Origin of the sequence: Streptomyces sp. NPDC002870, assembly GCF_042888505.1 — a bacterium.
GTDB lineage: Bacteria > Actinomycetota > Actinomycetes > Streptomycetales > Streptomycetaceae > Streptomyces.
The window spans coordinates 70,594-94,907 of record NZ_JBIAPW010000033.1 but is presented as its reverse complement, the minus strand read 5'-3'; the positions used below and the strand labels follow the sequence as shown (position 1 = coordinate 94,907).

21 protein-coding genes and 1 tRNA gene are annotated in these 24,314 nt (G+C 70.9%); 9 read left to right on the top strand and 13 right to left on the bottom strand.

All coding sequences use genetic code 11. The features are described 5' to 3' along the window. Positions 1-148 precede the first annotated feature (148 nt). Positions 149-802, bottom strand: a complete 654-nt coding sequence (locus ACFYWY_RS30555) for an ANTAR domain-containing response regulator (protein WP_389192105.1) — start codon at positions 800-802, stop codon at positions 149-151. 98 nt (positions 803-900) lie between these two features. Here ACFYWY_RS30555 and ACFYWY_RS30550 point away from each other — a divergent pair. Further along, positions 901-975 (top strand) — tRNA-Leu (locus ACFYWY_RS30550). Between the two features lie 167 nt (positions 976-1,142). Here ACFYWY_RS30550 and pyk read toward each other — a convergent pair. After that, positions 1,143-2,576, bottom strand: coding sequence for a pyruvate kinase (gene pyk, locus ACFYWY_RS30545; protein WP_389192102.1), 1,434 nt, complete (start codon positions 2,574-2,576; stop codon positions 1,143-1,145). Between the two features lie 190 nt (positions 2,577-2,766). Continuing rightward, complete coding sequence (locus tag ACFYWY_RS30540; protein ID WP_389192099.1) at positions 2,767-3,480, bottom strand: SIMPL domain-containing protein; 714 nt, start codon at positions 3,478-3,480, stop codon at positions 2,767-2,769. A 168-nt stretch (positions 3,481-3,648) separates the two neighbouring features. Between ACFYWY_RS30540 and ACFYWY_RS30535 the strand changes: the two genes are divergently transcribed. After that, positions 3,649-5,448 carry a bifunctional metallophosphatase/5'-nucleotidase gene (locus tag ACFYWY_RS30535; RefSeq protein WP_389192096.1) on the top strand — a complete coding sequence of 600 codons (1,800 nt, stop codon included), beginning with the start codon at positions 3,649-3,651 and terminating at the stop codon, positions 5,446-5,448. Between the two features lie 25 nt (positions 5,449-5,473). Here ACFYWY_RS30535 and ACFYWY_RS30530 read toward each other — a convergent pair whose 3' ends face one another. The 5 genes from ACFYWY_RS30530 to ACFYWY_RS30510 form a co-directional block, all read right to left on the bottom strand. Further along, positions 5,474-6,913 carry a lysine N(6)-hydroxylase/L-ornithine N(5)-oxygenase family protein gene (locus tag ACFYWY_RS30530; RefSeq protein WP_389192093.1) on the bottom strand — a complete coding sequence of 480 codons (1,440 nt, stop codon included), beginning with the start codon at positions 6,911-6,913 and terminating at the stop codon, positions 5,474-5,476. Beyond that, positions 6,910-8,304, bottom strand: a complete 1,395-nt coding sequence (locus ACFYWY_RS30525) for a pyridoxal phosphate-dependent decarboxylase family protein (RefSeq protein ID WP_389192090.1) — start codon at positions 8,302-8,304, stop codon at positions 6,910-6,912. The genes ACFYWY_RS30530 and ACFYWY_RS30525 overlap by 4 nt, the downstream gene beginning before the upstream one ends. Positions 8,305-8,655: 351 nt before the next feature. Next, on the bottom strand, positions 8,656-11,184 hold the full coding sequence (gene pepN, locus ACFYWY_RS30520; RefSeq protein ID WP_389192087.1) for an aminopeptidase N: 2,529 nt from the start codon (positions 11,182-11,184) through the stop codon (positions 8,656-8,658). An 83-nt stretch (positions 11,185-11,267) separates the two neighbouring features. After that, positions 11,268-11,630 carry a chorismate mutase gene (locus tag ACFYWY_RS30515; RefSeq protein ID WP_389192084.1) on the bottom strand — a complete coding sequence of 121 codons (363 nt, stop codon included), beginning with the start codon at positions 11,628-11,630 and terminating at the stop codon, positions 11,268-11,270. Between the two features lie 36 nt (positions 11,631-11,666). After that, complete coding sequence (locus ACFYWY_RS30510; protein ID WP_389192081.1) at positions 11,667-12,545, bottom strand: helix-turn-helix domain-containing protein; 879 nt, start codon at positions 12,543-12,545, stop codon at positions 11,667-11,669. 168 nt (positions 12,546-12,713) lie between these two features. Here ACFYWY_RS30510 and ACFYWY_RS30505 point away from each other — a divergent pair, with 168 nt between their 5' ends. Further along, positions 12,714-14,438, top strand: a complete 1,725-nt coding sequence (locus ACFYWY_RS30505; RefSeq protein ID WP_389192078.1) for a beta-galactosidase family protein — start codon at positions 12,714-12,716, stop codon at positions 14,436-14,438. An 85-nt stretch (positions 14,439-14,523) separates the two neighbouring features. Here the strand turns inward: ACFYWY_RS30505 and ACFYWY_RS30500 are convergent, their stop codons facing one another. Then, complete coding sequence (locus ACFYWY_RS30500; protein WP_389192075.1) at positions 14,524-15,282, bottom strand: S1 family peptidase; 759 nt, start codon at positions 15,280-15,282, stop codon at positions 14,524-14,526. Positions 15,283-15,513: 231 nt separating this feature from the next. Between ACFYWY_RS30500 and ACFYWY_RS30495 the strand changes: the two genes are divergently transcribed. Next, positions 15,514-16,422 (top strand): hypothetical protein, encoded by a 909-nt coding sequence (locus tag ACFYWY_RS30495; protein WP_389192072.1) that lies wholly within the window; start codon positions 15,514-15,516, stop codon positions 16,420-16,422. Positions 16,423-16,445: 23 nt separating this feature from the next. After that, complete coding sequence (locus ACFYWY_RS30490; protein ID WP_389192070.1) at positions 16,446-18,086, top strand: ankyrin repeat domain-containing protein; 1,641 nt, start codon at positions 16,446-16,448, stop codon at positions 18,084-18,086. 70 nt (positions 18,087-18,156) lie between these two features. Here the strand turns inward: ACFYWY_RS30490 and ACFYWY_RS30485 are convergent, their stop codons facing one another. The 4 genes from ACFYWY_RS30485 to ACFYWY_RS30470 form a co-directional block, all read right to left on the bottom strand. Then, positions 18,157-18,543, bottom strand: coding sequence for a barstar family protein (locus ACFYWY_RS30485; RefSeq protein ID WP_389192067.1), 387 nt, complete (start codon positions 18,541-18,543; stop codon positions 18,157-18,159). 17 nt (positions 18,544-18,560) lie between these two features. After that, on the bottom strand, positions 18,561-18,950 hold the full coding sequence (locus tag ACFYWY_RS30480; protein WP_389192064.1) for a ribonuclease domain-containing protein: 390 nt from the start codon (positions 18,948-18,950) through the stop codon (positions 18,561-18,563). A 115-nt stretch (positions 18,951-19,065) separates the two neighbouring features. Further along, a complete protein-coding gene (locus tag ACFYWY_RS30475; RefSeq protein ID WP_389192061.1) occupies positions 19,066-20,016 on the bottom strand; it encodes an SDR family oxidoreductase in 951 nt (316 codons plus the stop codon). 13 nt (positions 20,017-20,029) lie between these two features. After that, positions 20,030-20,794, bottom strand: coding sequence for an SDR family oxidoreductase (locus ACFYWY_RS30470; RefSeq protein WP_389192058.1), 765 nt, complete (start codon positions 20,792-20,794; stop codon positions 20,030-20,032). A 56-nt stretch (positions 20,795-20,850) separates the two neighbouring features. Here ACFYWY_RS30470 and ACFYWY_RS30465 point away from each other — a divergent pair, with 56 nt between their 5' ends. From ACFYWY_RS30465 to ACFYWY_RS30450, 4 genes are all read left to right on the top strand, one after another. After that, positions 20,851-21,618, top strand: coding sequence for an enoyl-CoA hydratase family protein (locus ACFYWY_RS30465; RefSeq protein WP_389192056.1), 768 nt, complete (start codon positions 20,851-20,853; stop codon positions 21,616-21,618). 65 nt (positions 21,619-21,683) lie between these two features. Continuing rightward, entirely contained in the window at positions 21,684-22,529 is an 846-nt protein-coding gene (locus tag ACFYWY_RS30460; RefSeq protein WP_389192118.1) for a CoA transferase subunit A, read from the top strand. Further along, positions 22,526-23,242: a CoA-transferase subunit beta gene (locus tag ACFYWY_RS30455; protein ID WP_389192053.1), complete on the top strand. Its 717-nt coding sequence runs from the start codon at positions 22,526-22,528 to the stop codon at positions 23,240-23,242. Before ACFYWY_RS30460 ends, ACFYWY_RS30455 begins: the two co-directional genes overlap by 4 nt. After that, positions 23,242-24,291 (top strand): NAD(P)H-dependent flavin oxidoreductase, encoded by a 1,050-nt coding sequence (locus ACFYWY_RS30450; RefSeq protein WP_389192050.1) that lies wholly within the window; start codon positions 23,242-23,244, stop codon positions 24,289-24,291. Before ACFYWY_RS30455 ends, ACFYWY_RS30450 begins: the two co-directional genes overlap by 1 nt. Positions 24,292-24,314 lie beyond the last annotated feature (23 nt).

Below are 24,314 nucleotides of genomic sequence, written 5' to 3'. Positions count from 1 at the left end.
ATAGGTCGCCGCGCGCCCCGGCCCCCGCAGACCACCACCCCCTCCGGCGCCCCCCGCCCCCCCCCCGGCCCCCCCCCCAGCCCCAAAACACCCCCCCCCCCCCCCCCCCGGGGGGGGGGGGGGGCGCCTCTCCGTATCTCCGGATGCCCTACTGGTCCTTCGCGGCCTTCTTCTCCTCGGCGTCCTCGATGACCGCCTCGGCGACCTGCTGCATCGACAGCCGCCGGTCCATCGACGTCTTCTGGATCCAGCGGAACGCGGCCGGCTCGCTCAGCCCGTACTGCGTCTGCAGGATGCTCTTCGCACGGTCGACCAGCTTGCGCGTCTCCAGCCGCATGGAGAGATCCGCGACCTCCTGCTCCAGCGCCTTCAGCTCGGTGAACCGGGACACCGCCATCTCGATGGCCGGCACCACGTCGCTCTTGCTGAACGGCTTCACCAGATACGCCATGGCCCCGGCGTCCCTGGCCCGCTCGACGAGGTCGCGCTGCGAGAACGCGGTGAGCATGAGGACGGGGGCGATGGACTCCTCGGCGATCTTCTCGGCCGCGGAGATCCCGTCCAGGACGGGCATCTTCACATCCAGAATCACCAGATCGGGCCGGTGCTCCCGGGCCAGCTCGACGGCCCGCTGCCCGTCCCCGGCCTCGCCGACGACCGCGTAGCCCTCTTCCTCCAGCATCTCTTTGAGGTCGAGGCGGATGAGGGCCTCGTCCTCGGCGATCACGACGCGGGTCGTGAGCGGAGGGACGTGCGACTTGTCGTCGTCGGCGACGGGCTGGGGCGAGTCGGGGGCGGTCACGGGGGCTCCTCGTTCAGGGCAGGCACAGCTCCCAAGAGCCTACCCAGCTACGGTAAGGTGGTGCTGCAGCAGGTCGGGGGCAACCTTTGATTCTGCGAGCCCCGGTAGCCCAATTGGCAGCAGGCAATGGATTCAAAACCCATACAGTGTCGGTTCGAGTCCGACCCGGGGCACTTTCCTTCGCTTCCAAGGTCACGTCGGAATGGTTGAAGTTCACGTGAGCGTGTGATCGTGTCACCGTTCCGCTCCCCGGGCTCCTGAAGATCCAGCCAGGCTCACCCAGACCTGTACGTCGGGCCGAAGTACTGACCACCCCGGCCCGACAGGCGTACCCCGGCGCCTACTGGGGGCTGTCGTCCTCGCCGATGTGGTGGACGCGCACCAGGTTCGTCGAGCCCGGGACTCCGGGCGGCGAGCCCGCCGTGATCACGACGATGTCGCCCTTCTCGCAGCGGCCGATCTTCAGGAGCTCCTCGTCCACCTGGGCGACCATCGCGTCCGTGGAGCCGACGTGCGGGCCGAGGAAGGTCTCCACGCCCCAGGTGAGATTGAGCTGGGAGCGGGTGGCCGCGTCCGGAGTGAAGGCGAGCAGCGGGATCGGTGAGCGGTAGCGGGAGAGGCGCTTGACCGTGTCGCCGGACTGGGTGAAGGCGACCAGGAACTTCGCGCCCAGGAAGTCGCCCATCTCGGCGGCCGCGCGGGCCACGGCGCCGCCCTGGGTGCGGGGCTTGTTGCGTTCGGTCAGTGGGGGCAGGCCCTTGGCGAGGACGTCTTCCTCGGCTGCCTCGACGATGCGGCCCATCGTCTTCACCGTCTCGACGGGGTACTTGCCGACGCTGGTCTCGCCGGAGAGCATCACGGCGTCGGTGCCGTCGATGACGGCGTTGGCCACGTCGGACGCCTCGGCGCGCGTGGGGCGGGAGTTGTCGATCATCGAGTCGAGCATCTGGGTGGCGACGATGACCGGCTTGGCGTTGCGCTTGGCGAGCTTGATCGCGCGCTTCTGGACGATGGGCACCTGCTCCAGTGGCATTTCGACGCCGAGGTCGCCGCGGGCGACCATGATGCCGTCGAACGCGGCCACGATGTCGTCGATGTTCTCGACGGCCTGCGGCTTCTCCACCTTCGCGATGACGGGGAGGCGGCGGCCCTCCTCCTCCATGATCCGGTGGACGTCGTCGATGTCGCGTCCGCTGCGTACGAAGGAGAGCGCGATGATGTCGGCCCCGATGCGCAGCGCCCAGCGGAGGTCCTCGATGTCCTTCTCGGAGAGGGCGGGGACGGAGACCGCGACGCCGGGGAGGTTGAGGCCCTTGTTGTCGGAGACCATGCCGCCTTCTACGACGGTGGTGTGGACCCGGGGGCCGTCCACGGCGGTCACTTCGAGGGCGACCTTGCCGTCGTCGACGAGGATGCGCTCACCGGTGGTGACATCGCCCGCGAGGCCCTGGTAGGTGGTGCCGCAGGTGTGGCGGTCGCCTTCCGTCTCCTCGACGGTGATGGTGAATTCATCGCCGCGTTCAAGCAGTACGGGACCTTCACGGAAGCGTCCGAGGCGAATCTTCGGACCTTGAAGGTCGGCGAGGATACCGACGCTGCGGCCCGTTTCGTCGGATGCTTTGCGTACGCGCTGGTAGCGCTCCTCGTGCTCGGCGTAGGTGCCGTGGCTGAGGTTGAAGCGGGCGACGTCCATTCCGGCTTCGACCAGTGCCTTGATCTGGTCGTATGAGTCGGTGGCGGGCCCCAGGGTGCAGACGATCTTTGCTCGGCGCATGGTTCGAGCCTAGGGCTTACCGGCGGGTAGAGAATTGGTCGCGCATGACTACTCAACAACCTTTACGTGAAGGGTTATTGACAAGTGTTGAATTGTGCGCAGCAGTGCTCTGATGAGCATTCATGACAAGTATGCGCGCAGCTCCTCGGGCGCAGTACATAACGCAGCGTGATCATGGGGACCTCTTTCGCTAAAGCTGCGGAGGGGTCATCGTGAAGCGCGCGTTCACCTGGGCGTAGACCGTCTGGCGCTGCGGCTCCAGATCGAGGGCCGGGGCCGTCTCGGCGCTTTCGGCGGAGCCGTACGCCGCCATGCGCATGCCGCCGGGAGCGGGCGGCATGCCGTACGGGACGACGTTCTCCGCACCCAGATCGGCCAGCTCGACCAGGGCGGACAGCCGCGCCCCCAGTGCCTCGGCGTACTCACGGGCACGCTGGACCGCCTCCCGCACCGCCTGGCGGCGGGCCTCGCCGTGGGCCGGGGAGTCGGGGCGCAGTGACCACCAGGGACCGTCGACCCGGGTCAGCTCCAGGTCGGCGAGCCGGGTGGTGAGCTCTCCGAGCGCGGTGAAGTCGGCGAGTTCGGCGGTGATGTGGACCCGGCCGTGATAGGCGCGGACCCGTTCGCCCCTGCCGTGGCGGCCCAGTTCGGGGCTGATGGAGAACGCGCCGGTCTCCAGCTTCTCCACCGATTCGCCGTACGACTTGATCAGGTCCAGGACCGCGGAGTTGCGGCGGGTGAGGTCCTCCAGCGCGCTGCGCCGGTCCGTGCCGCGTGCGCTGACCGCGACGCCGATCCTGGCGATCTCCGGGTCGAACTCCAGGCGCGCCTCGCCGCGCACGGCGACGCGCGGCGTCTCGGGGGTGCCGTACGGCGCGGCTGTGGTGGGTGCGTCGGTGGTCACGGGAAGCTCCCTCGTACGTCCTCAAACAGTCTTCCTGGACACTCTCGCACCCCCGGCGACAACTGGCAGACACCAGATCGAAACCCGCGAAGGGTGTTGCCGCGCATTGCTTCTGAGCCAGAATCTACGCGCGTTGTGCAGCTGACCGATGGACATCGAGGAGACGAAATGCCGCTGAACCGTAGGACGTTCCTGGAGCGGTCGGCCGCCGCCGGAGCGGGAGTGGCCGTCGCCGGCGCGGCGGCCGAGCCCGCCGCGGCGACGGGCCAGAGCCACGGACGTCCGCCGAAGCGGTACTCCTTCACCGTCATGGGCACCACCGATCTGCACGGCAATGTCTTCAACTGGGACTACTTCACGGACAAGGAGTTCGACGACAAGGCCCACAACGACGTGGGCCTGGCGAAGATCTCCACGCTTGTCGATCGGGTGCGGGAGGAGAAGGGGCGGCGCAACACGCTCCTCATCGACGCCGGTGACACCATCCAGGGCACCCAGTTGTCGTACTACTACGCCAAGGTCGACCCGATCACGGCCAGGCGCGGCCCCGTGCACCCGATGGCGCAGGCCATGAACGCCATGGGCTACGACGCGGCGGCGCTCGGCAACCACGAGTTCAACTACGGCATCCCGGTGCTGCGGAAGTTCGAGGAGCAGTGCGACTTCCCGCTGCTCGGCGCGAACGCGCTGGACGCCAAGACGCTCCGCCCGGCCTTCCCGCCGTACAGCATGCACCGCCTGTGCACTCCGCACGGCCGGGACGTCAAGGTCGCGGTCCTCGGCCTGACCAACCCCGGCATCGCGATCTGGGACAAGGCCAACGTCCAGGGCAAGATGGTCTTCCCCGGCCTTGAGGAGCAGGCCGCGAAGTGGGTGCCGAAGCTGCGCTCCATGAGCGCGGACGTCGTGATCGTCTCGGCCCACTCGGGCTCCAGCGGCACTTCCTCGTACGGCGACCAGCTCCCGTACATCGAGAACGCCGCCGGTCTCGTCGCCGAGCAGGTGCCCGGCATCGACGCGATACTCGTCGGTCACGCGCACACCGAGATCGCCGAGTACTTCGTCGCCAACAAGGAGACCGGCGAGAAGGTCGTGCTCTCCGAGCCGCTCAAGTGGGGCCAGCGGCTTACCCTCTTCGACTTCGACCTGGTCTGGAGCAAGGGCCGCTGGACGGTCGAGAAGGTCGGCGCGCAGGTCCTCAACTCCAACACGGCGGCCGAGGATCCGAAGATCACCCGGCTCCTTGACGACGAGCACAAGAAGGTCGTCGCGTACGTCAACCAGGTCATCGGCACGTCCACCACCGCGATGGCCGCGACCGAGGGCCCGTACAAGGACGTCCCGATCATCGATCTGATCAACCATGTCCAGGCGGAGACGGTGAAGGCGGCCCTGGCGGGCGGCGAGTACGCGGCGCTGCCCGTCGTCTCCCAGGCCTCCTGTTTCTCCCGGACGGCGGCGATCCCGGCCGGCCAGGTGACGATCCGCGAAGCGGCCGGCCTGTACGTCTTCGAGAACACCCTGGAGGCGCGGCTGCTGACCGGCGCCCAGCTCAAGGACTATCTGGAGTACTCCGCGAAGTACTTCGTCCAGACGGCCCCCGGTGCTCCGGTGGACCCGGCGAAGCTCACCAACGCCGACAGCATTCCGGACTACAACTACGACGCTCTGTACGGTCTGACGTACGAGGTCGACATCGCGAAGCCGGCCGGTTCGCGGATCGTGAACCTGTCCTTCGCGGGCAAGCCGATCGATCCGGCCGCTCGGTTCGTGCTTGCGGTCAACAACTACCGGGCCAGCGGCGGCGGGAACTTCCCGCACGTCGCGCAGGCCAAGCAGCTGTGGGCCAACTCGGACGAGATCCGCAACACGATCATCACGTGGGCGAAGGCCAAGGGCACGATCGACCCCGCGCAGTTCGCTTCGGTGGACTGGAAGCTGACGCGGGACGGCACGCCCGTCTTCTGACCCGCTCTTCTGACCCGTCTTGTGATCAGGAGTGTTCCATCAGCGGACGCAGGCCCTCCGGCGTGTGCGCGGGGAGGGCCTGTTCGCGGTCCAGGCCGAAGCTGGTGAAGGCGGTGCGGCGCGGCAGCGGGTAGGGCTCCTTGCCGGTGAGGGAGTTGAGGATCCTGGCGCTGCGCCAGGCCGCCAGGCCCAGATCGGGCGCGCCCACGCCGTGCGTGTGCCGCTCCGCGTTCTGTACGTACACCGAGCCCGTCACCGAGCTGTCCAGGAGCAGCCGGAACTGGTCGTCGACGCGCGGGCGCCGGGCCGCGTCACGGCGCATGTGCGGGTCGAGGCCGGCCAGGATCCGGTCGAGCGGGCGCTCGCGGTAGCCGGTGGCGAGGACCACGGCGTCTGTGGTGAGGCGGGAGCGGGTGCCCTGCTGGGTGTGCTCGATGTGGAGTTCGACCTTGGTGGTGGCGACCCGGCCGGCGGTGCGGACCGAGACGCCGGGGGTGAGGACGGCGTCCGGCCAGCCGCCGTGCAGGGTGCGGCGGTAGAGCTCGTCGTGGATGGCGGCGATGGTGGCGGCGTCGATGCCCTTGTGGAGCTGCCACTGGCGTGGGACGAGGGAGTCGCGGGTCTGCTCGGGCAGCGCGTGGAAGTAGCGGGTGTAGTCGGGGGTGAAGTGCTCCAGGCCGAGCTTGGAGTACTCCATCGGCGCGAACGCTTCGGTACGGGCCAGCCAGTGGATCTTCTCGGCGCCGGCCGGCCGGGCCCGCAGCAGGTCGAGGAAGACCTCGGCGCCCGACTGTCCGGAGCCGATGATCGTGATGTGCTCGGCGGCCAGCAGCCGTTCACGGTTGTCGAGATAGTCGGCGGAGTGGATGACCGGGACGGTCGGGGCGTCGGCGAGCGGCCTGAGCGGCTCGGGCACGTACGGCTCTGTGCCGATGCCGAGCGCGATGTGCCGGGCGTACGCGCGCCCCAGGGCCTCCGCCTCGCCCTCGGCGTCGAGCTGCGTGAAGTCGACCTCGAACAGGGAGCGTTCGAGGTTCCAGCGCACGGCGTCGACCTGGTGACCGAAGTACAGGCCGGTGAGGCTGTCGCTGACCCAGCGGCAGTAGGCGTCGTACTCGGCGCGCTGGATGTGGAACCGCTCGGCGAAGTAGAAGGGGAAGAGCCGGTCCCGGGAGCGCAGGTAGTTGAGGAAGGACCAGGGGCTGGCCGGGTCGGCGAGCGTCACCAGGTCGGCGAGGAACGGGACTTGCAGGGTCGCGCCCTCGATCAGCAGGCCGGGGTGCCAGTGGAAGGCGGGCCGCTGCTCGTAGAAGGCGGTGGCGAGGCCACCGTGGACGCCGTCGGCGAGCGCGGCGAGGGAGAGGTTGAACGGGCCGATGCCGATGCCCACGAGGTCGTGGGGCTGGGGGTCCCCCCATGCGCCCTGGGCGTGGGGGAAGTGTTCGGCTGCGGGCGTGCCGGTCATCGGTGGCCTTCCACGAGTTCGGTCAGGACTTCCTGGACCAGAGCCGCCAGGTCGCCGGGGGTGGCGTGCGGGTTGAGCAGGGTGGCCTTGAGCCAGAGGCGGCCGTCGGCGCGGGCCCGGCCGAGGACGGCGCGGCCCTCGGCGAGGAGCTTGCGGCGGATGCCCGCGGTCCGCTCGTCGGTGGCGCCGGTGGGACGGAACAGGACGGTGGAGAGTGCGGGCCGCTCGTACAGGTCGAGGCGGGGGTGCTCCTCGACGAGGTCGGCGAGTTGCTGGGCGGCGGCGCAGGTGTGGTCGACGAGCGCGCCGAGGCCGGTGCGGCCGAGCGCCCGGAGGGTGACGGCGACTTTGAGGATGTCGGGGCGTCGTGTCGTACGCAGGGAGCGGCCCAGCAGGTCGGGGATGCCCGCCTCGGTGTCGTCGTCGGCGTTGAGGTAGTCGGCGGTGAAACCGAGGGGGGCGAGGAAGGCCCGGTCGGGGACGGCGAGCAGGCCGGCGGCGATCGGTTGCCAGCCCAGTTTGTGCAGGTCGAGGCTTACGGAGTGGGCGCGCTCCAGGCCGGCCAGCTTGCCGCGGTGCTCCGCGCTGAACAGCAGCGGTCCGCCGTAGGCGGCGTCGACGTGGAGCTCGGCGCCGTGGCGTCCGCACAGGTCGGCGATCTCGGGGAGCGGGTCGATTCGCCCTGTGTCGGTGGTGCCCGCGGTGGCGGCGACGAGGAGCGGGCCGGGCAGTTCCGTGAGGGCCGCGTCGAGTGCGGCGAGGTCGAGGACGCCGGAGGGGGTGGGGACGGTGACCGGCTCTGGCAGGCCGAGGAGCCAGGCGGCGCGGTGTACGGAGTGATGGGTGCCGGCGCCGCAGATCACCTGGACCGCGCCGTGGCGTTCGCGGGCCAGCAGCAGGCCGAGCTGGTTGGACTCGGTGCCGCCGGTGGTGACGAGGGCATCGGGGTCGACCTGGTGCGGGTAGATCTCGACGGCGAGGGCGCGGCTGACCAAGGCCTCCAGCTCGGACGCGGCCGGGGCCTGGTCCCAGGAGTCCATGGAGGGGTTGAGCGCGGAGGCGGCGAGATCGGCGGCGACGGCGAGCGCGAGAGGCGAGGTGTGCTGATGGGCCACGCACAGGGGGTCCGCGGGGTCGGCGGCGCCCTGCGCGAAGGTGCGGACGAGGCCGCGCAGGGCGTCTTCGGCTCCGGTGCCGCGGTCGGGGAGCACGGGCTCGGCGGCCTCGCGGACCCGGGCGGCGACGGCGTCGGGGCCGCCGGCGGGGAACGGCCCGCCGCGCGCCACGGCGCCCTCGTGGAGTGCGTCGAGCACGACGGCGAGCAGCGGCCGCAGGGCGTCAGGGCCTGCGGGCCCTCCGGAGAGGGGCGGGCCGGGCGGCGGCGTACTCATGCGGGGTCCTCCGGTGAGCGCGGGGTGCGACACCAGGGTGGACGGGGGATCCGGCGGGGGCCCGCAGAGCTCAACGAACCGGACCCGAAAGTGGTACTGCGGTGGGGAAGGGGGGAGTTGGGGTGGGGGGCGCTGGTATGGCGGGGGTGCGGGGCCAGCTGCGCGGGGCCTGTTCCCCGCCCGCTGGCGCATTCCGTCGGTAGCCCCTTCCGGGGGTCCCCCCAACGCCCTCCGGGCGTAGGGGGAGCGTCCTCGAACTCCCCCGGACTTCGTCCGGTTGGACCCCCACGGGCTGACTTTGTCAGCCCCGCCGGCGATTGAGGCGCGGGGGTCCGGTCGCGGAGCCCCCGGTCAGTGGGCGCCGCGGACCGCCAGCGCGCGGCGCAGGTCGTCGAGTTGGTCGTCCAGCTTGCGGCGCAGCGCCGGGATCATGTCCGCGTCGCGCAGGCACTCCTCGCCCAGTCGCAGCGCCTCCGCGTCCACCGCGTGGAGCGGGAAGGCGTAGCGGCCCGCCGCGTCCGCGATGGCGGGGCCGCGGCGGTCGGCCAGGGACACCGAGTCGGAGTAGTAGCGGGACACGTACTCCCTTACCAAATCGGCCTGTTCGGGCTGCCAGAAGCCCTGGGCCGTTGCCGTGAACAGGTAGTTGGACAGCGAGTCGGTGGTGAACAGCCGCTGCCAGGCCGCCGCCTTCGCCTCCGGTGTGGGCAGGGCTGCGCGGCAGCGGGCCGCGCCCTCCTGGCCGGTGGCACTGGGGTCGCGGTTCAACTCCGCGGTGATCGCCGCGTCGTCGCACGCGCCGAGGACTGCGAGGCGGTACAGGATGCGCCAGCGCAGTTCCGGGTCGAGCTCCGGGCCGCCGGGCACGCTGCCGTCGCCGAGCCACTCCTGGAGCGTCTCCGGCTGGGCGGCGGCGTCGATGAAGTGGCGTACGGCGGTCAGGCGCAGGCCGGGGTCGTTGCCGTCCTCGGTGCGGCGCAGCAGGTCGCGGCAGATGCTCCTTATCGTGCCCAGGGCGGCGGGCCGCTCGTCGGCGGGGAGGTAGCGGTCGGCGATCTGGCCGGCGGCGAAGGCGAGGACGCCCTGGACGACGGCGAGGTCCGACTCGCGCGGGAGGTGGGCGCGGGCGGCCTCCAGGTAGGCGGTGGGGGTCATGGTCAGGCGGGCGGCTGCCCCCCGCGAGACGCTGCCGCCGTCGCGGACCATGTCGCGGGCGGCGTTCCACACGACGGCGCGGGTCAGCGGGTCCGGGATGCCGGAGAGGGAGCGTATGGCCGTGTCCCAGGAGGCGGTGTCGAGGCGGACCTTGGCGTAGCTGGCGTCGCCGTCGTTGAGGACGACGAGGGCCGGGCGGCGGCCCGGGTGGGTGTCGCCGCTCCCGTTCTGCGGGACGTCCAGTTCGAGCCGGTCGCGCAGCACGAGCCGACCGGTGTGCACCGGGTCGGCGTCGTACGCGCCGACCGCGATGCGGTGCGGGCGGCTGCCGTCGCGGGCGATCTGCAGCGCCCAGGTGCCGTTGGTTTCGGTGATCGTCGGCGTCAGGGTGTCCACGCCCGTCGTACGCAGCCAGGACTCCGCCCAGCCGTGCACATCGCGGTCAGTGGAGTCGGCGAGGGAGTCGATGAAGTCGGCGAGCGTGGCGTTGGCGAACTTGTGCCGGGCGAAGTGGGTGTTGATCCCGGCGAGGAAGTCCTTCTCGCCCAGCCAGGTCACCAGCTGGCGCAGGGCGGACGCGCCCTTGGCGTACGAGATGCCGTCGAAGTTGAGCATCGCCGACGCGGTGTCGGGGACGGCGTCCGGGTCCGGGGCGACGGGGTGGGTGGAGGGCCGCTGGTCGGCGTCGTAGCCCCAGGATTTGCGGCCGATCGCGAAATCCACCCAGGTGTCGGTGAAGCGGGTGGCCTCGGTGAGGGTCTGGTAACCCATGTATTCGGCGAAGGACTCGTTCAGCCAGATGTCGTCCCACCACTTGAGCGTGACGAGGTCGCCGAACCACATGTGGGCCATCTCGTGGGCGATGACCATGGCGCGGGTCTGCCGCTCGGTGTCGGTGACGGCGGAGCGGTAGATGAACTCGTCGCGGAAGGTGACCAGGCCCGGGTTCTCCATCGCCCCGGCGTTGAACTCGGGCACGAAGGCCTGGTCGTAAGAGTCGAAGGGGTACGGCTCCTCGAACTTCTCGTGGTACCGGTCGTAGCACTGGCGCGTGATCTCGAGGATCTCGTCGGCGTCCGCGTCGAGGTGGCGCGAGAGCGAGCGGCGGCAGTGGATGCCGAAGGGCAGCCCGGCGTGCTCGGTGGTCACGGAGTGCCAGGGGCCCGCGGCGACGGCCACGAAGTAGGTGGCGAGCGGTGGGGTCTCCGCGCAGATCCAGCGGCCGCCGCCGTCGTGGGTGGCGACGCCGTTGCCGAGGACGGTCCAGCTCTCGGGCGCTGTGACGGAGATTTCGAAGACGGCCTTGAGGTCGGGCTGGTCGAAGGCGGCGAAGACGCGCTGGACGTCCTCCATGAAGAGCTGGGTGTAGACGTACGTCTCGCCGTCGGTGGGGTCGGTGAAGCGGTGCATGCCTTCACCGGTGCGGGAGTAGCGCATGTCCGCCTCGACGCGCAGCTCGTGCTCCCCGGCGCTCAGGCCGGTGAGCGCGAGCCGGTTCTCGGCGAGTGACTCCGGGTCGATGGGCTGCCCGTCGAGAGTGACGGAACGCAGCAAGGCCGGCTTGAGCTCGACGAAGGTGTCCCCCGCCGCGCGCGCGGTGAACTGGATGACGGTTCGGGAGTCGAAGGTCTCTTCTCCGCCGGTGAGATCGAGCTCGATCGTGTACCGGTGGACGTCGAGGAGCTGGGCTCGGGTCTGCGCTTCGTCGCGCGTCAGTACGGACATGGGGGCCATGCTGCCTGATGGCCCCTGTCCTGCACACGGGGTATCGATTGTGCTCTCGGCGCACAGGGAGGCGGGCGGGGGCCTCAGGCGTCGGGCAATGCGTTCGGGGCCGTGTTCTGGTCGGCGTTCGCGTCGGCCTTCGGGCTGGCCGCGATTGTCTCGTGGTGGCGGATGACCTCGGCGATGATGAAGTTCAGCAGCTTCTCCGCGAAGGCGGGGTCCAGCTTCGCGCTCTCCGCGAGCTGCCGCAGCCGCTCGATCTGGCGGGACTCACGGTCCGGGTCGGCGGGCGGCAGATGGTGCTGCGCCTTGAGGTGGCCGACCTGCTGCGTGCACTTGAAACGCTCGGCGAGCATATGGACGACTGCCGCGTCGATGTTGTCGATGCTCTCGCGCAGACGGTTCAGTTCGGCGCGCACGTTCTCGTCGATGTCCCTCGTGGTCATGGTCATCGAGCTTACGTCGATGAGCCTGCCCGCCGGTCACGAGGTGATCGTCGGCGGGTGTTCGGGATCGGGGATCTGGTTGCTCCAGCCGCCCGGGACGGCACGGCCCTGCTGCTCACGGAAGCGGATGGGGGCGGTTCCGACGCGCCGGGTGAACAGACGGGAGAAGTAGGCCGGGTCCTCGTAGCCGACGCGGCGGGCGACGGCGGCGACGGGGAGTTCGGTGGCCGCGAGGAGTTCCTTGGCACGGCCGAGGCGGATGCCGAGGAGGTAGTCCTTGGGGCTGCAGCCTGCGCCGCGGCGGACGGCGGTGCGCAGTTCGGCGGGGGTCATACCGTGCCGGGCCGCGTGTTCGGCGACGGAGAGCGGCTGGAAGGCGTCGCGGGCGAGGGCGGTGAGCACCGGGTCGCCGGCGGCATTGGTGTCGGCGCGGCCGCGGCGCAGGGCGACGAGGAGCTCATGGACGGCGGCGGCCGTCTCGACCTCCAGGAGCGGGTTGCCGAGGCGTGCGGCGCGGGCGATGCGGCCGACGGCGGCGCGGGCGCCCATGGCGTCGGAGAGCGGGACGACGGGCCGGTCGGGCTCTATGTAGCCGAGTTCGGTGTACGTGGCGGTGGCGGGCCCGGTGAAGTCGACGAAGCTCTCGTCCCAGCCGCCGGCCGGGTCGGGGCCGTAGTGGTGCGGGACGCCCGGGGTGAGCCAGATCAGGGCGGGCGCGGTGACCGCGGTGCGCCGCCCGTCGGGGCCGCGGAACCAGCCGCCGCCGGCGCTGATCACGACGGCGACATGGTGGTCGAGGGTGCGGGGGCCGACGGTGGGCAGGACGCCGTGCTGGAGGCCGACGCCGAGACAGACGAGGCCGAGGCGGTGGTGGACGGGGCCGGGGGTGAAATAGCGCATCCAGGTGTGGTACATCCGCCTTCGTCCTTTCCCTGGAGCCGGAGAGTCCGCACTGCGTCCAAACAGCGCCGATCTTTGTCCATGGACCGGTTTGCCGCCAGGGGGCGATGGTGGGCGGTGTCGAGGAGTGTCGACAACGGGTACGAGCGCCCGGAGGTGAACCGAGCGCATAAGGGGGCGCTGGTGGGTGAATTCGCTGTGGGCGATGAGGACTTCCTCGTGGACGGACGGCCGGTGCGGCTGCTGTCCGGGGCGCTGCACTACTTCCGGGTGCACGAGGCGCAGTGGGAGCACCGGCTGGCGATGTTGCGGGCCATGGGCCTCAACTGCGTGGAGACCTACGTCCCCTGGAATCTGCACGAGCCGGAGCCCGGCCGGTACGCCGACGCGGACGCCCTCGCCCGGTTCCTCGACGCCGCGCACGCGGCCGGGCTGTGGGCGATCGTGCGCCCCGGTCCGTACATCTGCGCCGAGTGGGAGAACGGCGGGCTGCCGCACTGGCTGACCGGCAGGCTCGGACGCCGCGTGCGCACGGACGACGCCGAGTATCTGGGGCATGTGGAGCGCTGGTTCACCCGGCTGCTGCCGCAGGTCGTGGAGCGCCAGTACGGCCCCGACGGGGGCCCGGTGATCATGGTGCAGATCGAGAACGAGTACGGCAGTTACGGCTGCGACCAGGGCTATCTGCGCCATCTCGTGGACCTGCTGCGCGGCTGCGGGGTGACCGTGCCGCTCTTCACCTCCGACGGGCCCGAGGACCATATGCTGACCGGCGGTTCGGTGCCGGGGGTGCTCGCGACCGTGAACTTCGGTTCGGGGGCCCGCGAGGGCTTCGAGACGCTGCGCCGCCATCGGCCCACCGGGCCGCTGATGTGCATGGAGTTCTGGTGCGGCTGGTTCGACCACTGGGGCACGGACCATGTCGTACGGGATCCGGCGGACGCGGCAGCGGCGCTGCGGGAGATCTTGGCGGCCGGGGCCTCTGTGAATGTGTACATGGCCCACGGCGGGACCAGCTTCGCGGGCTGGGCGGGAGCGAACCGCGCGGGCGACTTGCACGACGGCGCACTGGAGCCGACCGTCACGTCGTACGACTACGACGCGCCGATCGACGAGGCCGGGCGGCCCACGGAGAAGTTCTGGCTGTTCAGGGACGTGCTGGCGCTGTACCAGGAGGGCCCGTTGCCGGAGCTGCCGCCCGCGCCGCCCGCTCTGGGCGCGCCGGTGCGGGGGGAGTTGGGCGAGTGGGCGCCGCTCGGCGACGTACTTGAGGCGCTCGGCGACGAGGAGGTGGACTCGCCCGTTCCACCGACGTTCGAGGAGCTGGGCGTGGACCGCGGCGTGGTCCGCTACCGGGTGGACGTGCCGGGGCCCAGGGCCGCCTACCCGCTGACCGTGAGCGGGCTGCGGGATCTGGCGGTGCTGTACGTCGACGGGGTGCGGGGCGAGCTGGGCGACCCGGTGGCCGGGCCCGCCGCGGTGGAGCTGTGGGTGGAGTCGCTGGGGCGGGTCAACTACGGGCCGCTGACCGGCGAGTGCAAGGGCATCACCGGCGGCGTACTGCACGAGCGGCAGTATCTGCACGGGATACGGGCCCGGGCGCTGCGGCTGGCCGCGTTCGAGGAGGCGGACGCCGTGGCGAAGGTGCCGTTCCGGTCCGCGGAGGCGGGTGGCGGTCCCGGGCTGTACCGGGGTGTCGCGAAGACCTCTGCGCCTGGGGACGCCCGGCTCGAACTGCCCGGCTGGGGGCGGGGGTTCGTCTGGGTGAACGGCTTCTGCCTGGGGCGGTACTGGAGTGCCGGTCCGCAGCGGTCCCTGTTCGTCCCAGGCCCTGTGCTGCGGGCGGGCGCGAACGAGGTGTGGGTGCTCGAGCTCGACGGCGCGGCCGGGGACGTACGCCTGGCCTGAGCGCGCCGCCAGGGGGCGAACGCGCCCACGGACGGGAGGGGCGGATGCCGGACCAACGCGTCCGGCACCCGCCCCCGCTCAGGTTCTAGAGGCCTGCCGCGGCGGACTTGATGGCGGCGGCGAAGTTGGACACCTCGGTGTAGACACCCGGGAGGTTGGGCCGTGCGCAGCCCTCGCCCCAGCTGACGATGCCGACCTGGATCCACGCGTTGTTGTTGTCCTTGCGGAACATCGGGCCGCCCGAGTCACCCTGGCAGGTGTCGACACCGCCCTGCGGGAGACCGGCGCAGATCTCCTCGCGGGAGACGAGCTCGGGGTACGCCTGCTTGCAGCTGGCGTCGGAGACGAACGGCACCTTGGCCTTGAGGAGGTAGCGCTGCTGAGCGCCGCCCTCACGAGCCGCACCCCAGCCGGCGACGTCGAACGTACCGTTGTCGAACGTCTTCGTGTCGGCGATCTTCAGGGTGGGCAGGTTGATCGGCTTGGCGAGCTTGATCAGCGCCCAGTCCTTGCCCGTGCCGTTGTAGCCGGGGGCCTGGAGGACCTTGGTCGACTTGACCTTTATAGCGCTGGAGCTCTGCAGGTCGACGACGCCCGCGGTCGCGGTGATGCTGGTGTTGTTGCCGGAGCCGTTCACACAGTGGGCGGCGGTCAGCACGATGTCCTTGGCGTACAGCGCGCCGCCACAGCCCATGGAGAGACGGACCATGAACGGGAATTCGCCCTGGGCGGCGCGGGTTCCGCCGACGACGGGCGGCGCGGCTGCCGAGGCGGATGTGGGCTGGAGGCTGATCGCTGCGAGGACGACGGCGCCGGCCGCCGCGCATCTCTGGAGCATACGCATAAGCTTCAACGGACTGCCTTTCGTGGGGGGTTGAGACTTACGCTCACGCCGGATCCACGCGGCATCGCCTGCGCTGACATGGGCCCGACAAAGCGTGATCCGGATTATGGAGAGTGGATCACCCGCGCCACAAGGAGCAGTTTTCGGCCACCGTCACCAGCGGGGATTCGCCGCCGCTTCGCCGTAGAGTTGAGTGGGGCCGACCGTCGTGCATGGGGGTACGGGGACGTGGTGGCGAAGGACAGTGAGGTCGTACACGGCTATCCGCACCTCGACACCGTGCGGGCGGCGATCACCGCGCTGCACCGACGGCTCTCGCCCGAAGGCGTGCTCTCCTACGCGCCCAGCGTGCTGCCCTCCGATGTGGCCTTCGCCGACCAGGATGATCTGCACCTGGGCGCACAGCGCGTCGCCCACGCCCTGGTCCAGCACCTGCGGCTGCCCGAGGCCCGGGTGATCGTGAGCTTCCGCGAGATGCACCACGCCGCGAGCGTCGAACTCACCGCGGGCCCCGAGTACTTCATCGAGCTGAACGACCGCTTCCGCACCCACCGCAGGGACATCGGCGCCGCGCTCGCCCACGAGATCATGCATGTGCTTCTGCACAGGCTCGACCTGTCCTTCCCCGGCACCCGCGCCAACGAGATCCTCACCGACACCGCGACCACCTATCTCGGCGCGGGCTGGCTGCTGCTCGACGCCTTCCGGGAAGACAGCCTCTCCAGCCAGAAGCTGGGCTACCTCACGCCCGAGGAGTTCGGTTACGTCCTCGCCAAGCGGGCGATCGCCTTCGACGAGGACCCCTCGCCCTGGTTCACCAGCCCGCAGGGCTACACCGCGTACGCAAAGGGCCGCGCCCTTGCGCTGCGCGACGCCCAGCGCCCGCCGCTGACCACCGCGGGCTGGACGGGCCGCCACCGCTACGCCAAGGAACGGCGCTACGCCCTGGAGAACCCGGGCCGGACCGCCGCCCACCGCCCGGACGCCGACTCCTCCCCCTACGCCTTCGAGCACGGCCCGGACGGACTGCGCGTCTCTTTCCCCTGCCCCACCTGCCACCAGCGCATCCGGGTGCCCGTGCGCGGACGGGTGCGGGCCCGCTGCGGGCTGTGCCGGACGATTCTGGAATGCGACACCTGACCGATCTTCCGTACGCTCGAAATATGACGAAAGAGCCGGCGGCGGACGCCCGCGCACTGTTCGAGGCGGTGCACAGCGGCAAGGACGACGCCGTCGTGGGGCTGCTCCGGGCCGGGGTCCCCGCAGATGTGACCGATGGGGACGGGCAGACCCCGCTCTATCTGGCGGCGGTGAGCGACGAAGTCGGGATCGTCCGGATACTGCTGGCCGCGGGCGCCGATCCCGGCCGTGCGAGCGGTCCCGAGAGCGGGGACCTGCCGCTGTGCGGGGCCTCGGTCGGCGGGCACACCGAGGTGGTGCGAGCGCTGCTCGCCGCGGGCGCACCGCCCGACCAGCAGGAGGCGTACGGCTTCACAGCGCTGCGGTGGGCGGTGACGCAGGGCCACGCGGCGACCGCGTGGGCGCTGCTGGAGTACGGCGCCGACCCCGATCTGCCGGGCCCCGGCGGCGAGCAGCCGCTGGTGCTGGCCGCCCGCCGTGGCTCCCCGTCGACCGTACGGGCCCTGCTGCGGCACGGCGCCGCCGCAAAGGAGGCGGCACTCGCGGAGGCCCGGCAGTGGCTCGCACGGGATGTGGAGCGGGAACTGCGCGAGGGGCTGCTCCGGACGTTCGCGAAGGACGAGCGGTACGAGGCGGTGGCGCACCGGATCGAGGAGGACGGCGGGGTGACCGTCGTCGTCGAACTGCTGCGGGACGGCACGCTGTTCGCGGGCAATGAGCAGCAGACCGGCCACGCGGCGATCGTGACGCTGCTCGAAGGGGAGTTGGGGGTGCGGACGCCGTACGCGGAGCTCGCCGAGCGGGCCCTGCGCTGCGGGGACCCCGAGCAGGACGACTGGATCGAGTCGGTGCTGGCGCTGTGGGACCGCGGCGACGAGGAGACCTTCCAGGCAGCGTCCGCGTGGTGCGCGAGCGACGACCCGATGCGGCAGGCGTTCGCGGCGGATGTGCTGGCGCAGCTGGGCTTCGCGAGCCCGGGGTCGGAGTCCGGGTCGGGTGCTGGTTCTGGTTCGGGGTCCGGCTCGGGTGCTGGTTCTGGTTCGGGGTCCGAGTCGGGTGCTGGTTCTGGTTCGGGGTCGACGGCTCCGGGCGGGTCGGCCGGACAGGATCCCCGGCGGCCGTTCGCCGCCCGCGCGCTGCCCCTGCTGCGCGAGCTGTCCCGCGAGGCGCGGGAGCCCGAGCTGATCCAGGCGGTCGTCCTCGGGCTGGGGCACCACGGAGATGTCGCCGCGCTGCCGGAGATACTGCGGCACGCCGGCCACCCTGACGCGGATGTCCGCAACCAGGTGGCGCTCTCCCTGTTCGGGCTTGTGCCGGGCGACCACACGGAGGGCATCGAGGCGCTGATCGCGCTGAGCCGGGACCCGGACCCCCATGTCAGGGACTGGGCGACCACGGCGCTCGCCGGCGTGGACGCCGATACGGCCGAGATCCGCGAGGCGCTGGCGGCGCGGCTCGGCGACCGCGACCTGGAGACCGCGGCGGAGGCCGCCCGAGGCCTGGCGATACGTCAGGATCCGCGTGCCGCACCGGCGTTGGCGCGGATTCTCGCGAACGAGGACCCGGACGGGTACGCCCGTGACACGGCTGCCGACGCCGTACGCCACGTACACGACGAGAAGCTCAGGCGACGGCTCGAACAGACTCCGCCGCGCCACCGCTGACCCGACGGCGCAGCATCAGCCACCAGGGCCCGGCACGCGAACAGAGCTCACTCGCTGCCGCGGCCGGGGCTCAGAGGAGCCGGAGCGCGCCGGGCGCCCGCTCCTCCATGATCTCCACCAGCCAGTCGAAGACGGTCGTGCCGAGTCCGGCCTTCGCCTGCTCCAACTGCTCTTCGACGGCGGCCCTGTTCTGCGGATGGACGCGTCCGAGCCGCAGCTCCAGCTGTCGTACGGTCTCCTCCCGCCCCAGCGTCCGGCGGGAGGCCTCGTGGTCGCGCCACTCGATGGCGAAGTCACCGCCGTCCGGCGTCCCGAAGCCGCCGCTGAGGCAGTCGGCGAAGGAGTCGAGATTGCGGCCGAAGTATCCGCCCGGCCCGTTCACGGCTTCGCCGATCACCCGCCAGAAGCTGTCCAGGCCGGTGACCTCCGCCCCGTCGATCACATAGGTCCTGGTCACGGGGCGGAGGATACCGCTCAACAGCCGTGGTCGACGAGGTCGAACGAGGCGTAGTGATCGGCGGTGTAGTAGTCCTCCTGGGCCGAGTCGCCTGTGACGATGCGGCGCGCGCCGCGGTTGGAGGAGCCCGGAGTCTTGACGGTGTATTCGTGGTAGTACCCGGTCGAGTGCGACGGCAGGATGCCCTCGCGGTTCTGGAAGACCGTGCCGTCCTGGGGGTACGGGAACGGTCCGCCCGACTCGATCAGATCGAGCGTGTCGTGCGCCTGGGAGGGGAGGTCGGAGTAGCAGATGTCACCGACTGCGGCCGCGGTCGTGGGGGTGGCCGTGGCCTGACCGCCGATGAGGAGAGTCGAGACAAGTGCGGCGATGCCACCGAGGGTGGCGATTCGTGGGGGGATTCGCATACGCACTATTGATGCGCGTAGAACTTGACGGGTCAATGTCAACTGGGCTGAATTTCCCGGAAGTTAACCGGGTCGCGGACGAACGGTGCACGACCTTCACCTGGTGTCCGCGCGGCTATCGCACCCCGTACACAGGCTGCGGCGGCTCGGCCTCTGTCAGCAGCTTCAGCGCCGCGACGCCCGCCTCTGCGGGGGTCCAGCGCGTGCCCTTGCCGGCGGTGGGTCCCGGCCGCCAGCCCTCCATGACGGTGATGCGGCCGCCCTCGGCCTCGAAGACGCGACCGGTCACCCCGGCGCTGTCGGCCGAGCCGAGCCAGACGACGAGCGGCGAGACGTCCTCGGGCAGGGCGGCAAGTCCGGCGAAGGTCGCCTCCGTCATACGCGTACGGGCCGCGGGGGCGATGGCGTTGACCTGGACTCCGTACCGGCCCATCTCGGCCGATGCGACCAGCGTGAGGCCGATGATCCCAGCCTTGGCCGCGGCGTAGTTGCCCTGGCCGACGCTGCCCAACAGCCCGGCACCCGAGGTGGTGTTGACGACCCGGGCCGCCACCGGGCGTCCCGCCTTGGCCTCGGCGCGCCAGTGCGCCGCGGCATGCTTGAGGGGCAGGAAGTGGCCCTTCACATGCACGCGCATCACGGCGTCCCAGTCGTCCTCGGCGAGGTTGACGAGCATGCGGTCGCGCAGAAAGCCCGCGTTGTTGACCAGAGTGTCGAGCCGTCCGTATGTCTCCAGCGCGGCGGCGACGAGAGTCGAGGCGCCGTCCGTCGTGGCGATGTCGCCGCCGTGCGCCACGGCTTCGCCGCCCGCCGCCCTGATCTCGTCGACGACCTGCTGAGCGGGCCCGCCGGTCCTGTTCAGGCCCCTGTTCAGGCCCCTGTCCACGCCTCCGTCCAGGCCGACGCCGAGGTCGTTGACGACGACCTTCGCTCCCTCGGCGGCGAAGGCGAGCGCGTGGGCCCGCCCGAGACCGCGTCCGGCGCCGGTGACGATGACGACTCGCCCCTCGCACATGTTCCTGCCGGGGGTCCGGGGGTGGCCCCCCGGGACAGCGCTGCCGGTCATCCCACTTCTCCCTTCACTTCTCCTTGTTGACAGTTGCGGCATCGAGGAAGGCGGGGCGCTCTCCGCCCCCGTGCACGAGCAGCGAGGCCCCGCTCACGTAGGCCGCCTGCTGCGAAGCGAGGAAGACGGCCGCGTCGCCGATCTCCGAGGGCTCGGCGAGCCGCCCCAGCGGCACCGTGCGGCCGACCGCCGCGATGCCCTCCTCGTCGCCGTAGTGCAGATGGGACAGTTCGGTGCGGACCATGCCGAGCACGAGCGTGTTCACGCGGACTTCCGGTGCCCACTCCACGGCCATGGAGCGGGCCAGGCTCTCAAGACCGGCCTTGGCCGCCCCGTACGCCGCCGTGCCCGGCGACGGACGGCCGCCGCTGACACTGCCGATCATCACGACGGACCCGCGGGACGCCCTGAGGTGCTCGTGGGCGGCGAGCGATGCGGTCAGCGGTGCGGTGAGGTTGAGCTCGATCACGCGGGCATGGCGGGCTGCGTCGTCCGCGCATTCACCTTCGGCAAGCAGCCGGTAGGGCGTCCCGCCCGCGTTGTTGACGAGAACGTCCAGCCGCCCGTGCCGCGCCACGACGTCGGCGAAGAACTCCCCCAGCGCGGCCGGATCACGCAGGTCGAGCGGCATGAACTCGGTCCCGGCGAGCGGGACTTCGGGCGGCCTTCGCGCGCATACCACCACCTGGGCGCCCGCCCGCAGGAACGCCCGGGCGATGCCGGCGCCGACGCCCCGCGTGCCGCCGGTGACGACGGCGACCCTCCCGTCCAGCTCCATCGGCTGCTACCTTCCTCACCTAACAAATGTTTGGTGGAAAGGTAGCTGATCCGCTCATGGGTGTCTCCACCGCAAGCCCCGAGAAAGGCATCAGTGTCGTCACGGTCGACTTCCCACCCGTCAACGCCCTTCCCGTACAAGGCTGGTACGACCTTGCCGACGCGGTACGGACAGCGGGCCGCGACCCCCAGATCCGCTGCGTCGTGCTCACCGCGGAGGGCCGCGGCTTCAACGCGGGCGTCGACATCAAGGAGCTGCAGCAGGACGCCGGCCACCACGCCCTGTTGGGAGCGAACCGCGGCTGCTACGAGGCCTTCGCCGCCGTGTACGAGTGCGAAGTGCCCGTCGTCGCCGCAGTGAACGGCTTCTGCCTGGGCGGCGGCGTCGGACTCGTCGGCAACGCGGACGCCATCGTCGCCTCCGACGACGCCACCTTCGGGCTGCCGGAGCTGGACCGCGGCGCACTCGGCGCGGCCACCCACCTCGCCCGGCTCGTCCCCCAGCATCTGATGCGCGCGCTGTACTACACCTCGCGCACCGCGACCGCCCAGGAGCTGCACGCCCACGGCTCGGTCTGGAAGGTCGTTCCGCGCGCTGAACTATGCGATTCCGCACTGGAGTTGGCACGGGAGATCGCCCGGAAGGACGGCTGCCTCATCCGGCTGGCCAAAGCCGCCATCAATGGCATCGACCCCGTCGACGTACGCCGCAGCTACCGCTTCGAGCAGGGCTTCACCTTCGAGGCCGGCCTCACGGGGGTCGCCGACCGCGTCCGCGACACCTTCGGCAAGGACCCCCTCGGCAAGGAGGACCAGCAGTCGTGACCGACAGGACCGATAAGGCCGACAAGATCGATAAGGCTGATAAGGCCGATCAGACCGATAAGACGATGCCACCCGAAGAGGTCGTGGGCCGCCTCCGCAGCGGTATGACGATCGGCATCGGCGGCTGGGGTTCGCGCCGCAAGCCCATGGCGCTGGTGCGGGCACTGCTCCGCTCCGGGATCACTGACCTCACCGTTGTCTCGTACGGCGGCCCCGACATCGGCCTCCTCGCCGCCGCCGGCCGGATCAGCAGACTCGTCACGGCCTTCGTCACCCTCGACTCGATCCCGCTCGAACCGCACTACCGCGCAGCCCGCGAGCGCGGTGACTTCGCCCTCACCGAGATCGACGAGGCGATGTTCATGTGGGGGCTGCACGCCGCTGCCAACCGGCTGCCGTTCCTCCCGGTACGGGCGGGCATCGGCTCCGACGTGATGCGGGTCAACCCCGGGCTGCGTACGGTGACTTCGCCGTACGAGGAAGAGGGAGCCCGCGAGGAGTTCGTCGCCGTACCGGCCCTGCGGATGGACGCCGCGCTGGTCCACCTCAACCGCGCGGACCGGCTCGGCAACGGCCAGTATCTGGGACCCGACCCGTACTTCGACGATCTGTTCTGCGAGGCCGCCGACGCCGCGTACGTCTGCTGCGAGCAGCTGGTGGAGACCGCAGAGCTCACCAAGGACGCCGCCCCGCAGACCCTGCTGGTGAGCCGCCACTCCGTCACCGGCGTCGTCGAGAGCCCGAACGGCGCGCACTTCACCTCCTGCGCCCCCGACTACGGCCGGGACGAGGTCTTCCAGAAGCTGTACGCGACCACCCCCTGGCCCGAGTTCGCCGAGCGCTTCCTTTCGGGCGCCACCGAGCACGACTACCAGTTGGCCGTCCGGACCTGGCACAAGGAGCAGCGGTGACCGTCAGTCGATCCGAGTACTGCGTGATCGCCTGCGCCGAGGCGTGGCGCGACAACGGTGAGGTGCTCGCCAGCCCCATGGGCCTGATCCCGTCCATCGGGGCCCGGCTGGCCAAGCGCACCTTCTCGCCCGATCTGCTGCTGACCGACGGCGAGGCGATGCTGGTCGGACTCGACGGGACGGTCGAGGGGTGGCTTCCGTACCGCCGCCATCTGACCATGGTCACCGGCGGCAGGCGGCACGTGATGATGGGGGCAAGCCAGATCGACCGCTTCGGCAATCAGAACATCTCCTGCGTCGGCGACTGGGAGCGGCCGAAGCGGCAGCTGCTGGGGGTGCGCGGTGCGCCCGTCAACACCCTGAACAATCCGGTCAGTTACTGGGTGCCGAAGCACTCCGCGCGGGTCTTCGTCGAGCGTGTCGACATGGTGTGCGGTGTCGGCTACGACCGGGCGGCCGGGGCGCGCTACCACCGTATCCCCCGGGTGGTGTCCGACCTCGGCGTCTTCGACTTCGCGACCCCCGACCGCTCGATGCGCCTGGCGTCCCTGCATCCGGGCGTCACCGTCGAGCAGGTCCGGGAGGCGACCGGCTTCTGCCTGGTGATCGGCGACGAGGTCCCCTGCACACGCGAACCGAGCGCCGATGAGCTGCGTCTGATCCGCGATGTCATCGATCCGAGGGGCTTGCGCGAGCGCGAGGTCAAGGTCTGATGGAGACTGCCCTCACCAAGCTGACCGGTGTCAGGCACCCCGTCGTGCAGACCGGCATGGGATGGGTGGCCGGACCCCGGCTGGTCTCCGCCTCCGCCAACGCCGGCGCGCTGGGCATCCTCGCCTCCGCGACGATGACCGTCGACCAGCTGCGGCAGGCCGTACGCGAGGTCAAGTCCCGTACGGACGCGCCCTTCGGGGTCAATCTCCGCGCCGACGCCGGCGACGCCGGGGACAGGGTCGGGATCATCGTCGACGAAGGCGTACGGGTCGTCTCCTTCGCCCTGGCGCCCTCCCGCGAGCTGATCGCCGAGCTGAAGGACGCGGGCGTGATCGTCATCCCCTCGGTCGGGGCCCGGAGGCACGCGGAGAAGGTGGCTGCCTGGGGCGCGGACGCGGTGATCGTCCAGGGCGGCGAGGGCGGCGGCCACACCGGCGATGTCGCAACGACCGTGCTGCTTCCGCAGGTTGTGGACGCGGTCGGCATTCCGGTGATCGCGGCCGGGGGCTTCCACGACGGGCGGGGGCTGGTCGCGGCGCTCGCCTTCGGCGCGGCGGGCATCGCGATGGGCACCCGTTTTCTGCTCACGTCCGACTCGACCGTGCCGGACGCGGTCAAGGCCCGGTATCTGGCGGCGAGCGTCAAGGACATCACGGTCACCACCGCCGTCGACGGGCTCCCGCACCGGATGCTCCGTACGGATCTCGTCGACTCACTCGAACGGGCGGGCCGTGCGAGAGCACTGGTGCAGGCCGTCCGCCGGGCTGCCGGCTTCAAGAAGATCTCGGGCCTGTCCTGGTCGCAGATGATCCGCGACGGTCTGGCCATGAAGCACGGCAAGGAGCTGAGCTGGAGCCAGGTCCTGCTCGCCGCCAACACCCCCGTGCTTCTCAAGGCGTCCATGGTCGAGGGCCGCACCGACCTGGGCGTGATGGCCTCGGGGCAGGTCGCCGGGCTGATCGAGGACCTCCCCAGCTGTGAGGAGCTCGTCGCCCGGGTGATGTCCGAGGCCCGTCACGCGCTCGGCGCCCTGCCCGTCGCGGAGTGATCCGGGCTTCGAGGTCAGGCTTC

Bases quoted from the DNA above. Each gene is read 5' to 3' on its own strand.
- pyk (WP_389192102.1), bottom strand. From the start codon at position 2,576: ATGCGCCGAGCAAAGATCGTCTGCACCCTGGGGCCCGCCACCGACTCA.
- ACFYWY_RS30535 (WP_389192096.1), top strand. From the start codon at position 3,649: ATGCCGCTGAACCGTAGGACGTTCCTGGAGCGGTCGGCCGCCGCCGGA.
- ACFYWY_RS30530 (WP_389192093.1), bottom strand. From the start codon at position 6,913: ATGACCGGCACGCCCGCAGCCGAACACTTCCCCCACGCCCAGGGCGCA.
- ACFYWY_RS30525 (WP_389192090.1), bottom strand. From the start codon at position 8,304: ATGAGTACGCCGCCGCCCGGCCCGCCCCTCTCCGGAGGGCCCGCAGGC.
- pepN (WP_389192087.1), bottom strand. From the start codon at position 11,184: ATGTCCGTACTGACGCGCGACGAAGCGCAGACCCGAGCCCAGCTCCTC.
- ACFYWY_RS30515 (WP_389192084.1), bottom strand. From the start codon at position 11,630: ATGACCACGAGGGACATCGACGAGAACGTGCGCGCCGAACTGAACCGT.
- ACFYWY_RS30510 (WP_389192081.1), bottom strand. From the start codon at position 12,545: ATGTACCACACCTGGATGCGCTATTTCACCCCCGGCCCCGTCCACCAC.
- ACFYWY_RS30500 (WP_389192075.1), bottom strand. From the start codon at position 15,282: ATGCGTATGCTCCAGAGATGCGCGGCGGCCGGCGCCGTCGTCCTCGCA.
- ACFYWY_RS30490 (WP_389192070.1), top strand. From the start codon at position 16,446: ATGACGAAAGAGCCGGCGGCGGACGCCCGCGCACTGTTCGAGGCGGTG.
- ACFYWY_RS30480 (WP_389192064.1), bottom strand. From the start codon at position 18,950: ATGCGAATCCCCCCACGAATCGCCACCCTCGGTGGCATCGCCGCACTT.
- ACFYWY_RS30475 (WP_389192061.1), bottom strand. From the start codon at position 20,016: ATGACCGGCAGCGCTGTCCCGGGGGGCCACCCCCGGACCCCCGGCAGG.
- ACFYWY_RS30470 (WP_389192058.1), bottom strand. From the start codon at position 20,794: ATGGAGCTGGACGGGAGGGTCGCCGTCGTCACCGGCGGCACGCGGGGC.
- ACFYWY_RS30465 (WP_389192056.1), top strand. From the start codon at position 20,851: ATGGGTGTCTCCACCGCAAGCCCCGAGAAAGGCATCAGTGTCGTCACG.
- ACFYWY_RS30460 (WP_389192118.1), top strand. From the start codon at position 21,684: ATGCCACCCGAAGAGGTCGTGGGCCGCCTCCGCAGCGGTATGACGATC.
- ACFYWY_RS30450 (WP_389192050.1), top strand. From the start codon at position 23,242: ATGGAGACTGCCCTCACCAAGCTGACCGGTGTCAGGCACCCCGTCGTG.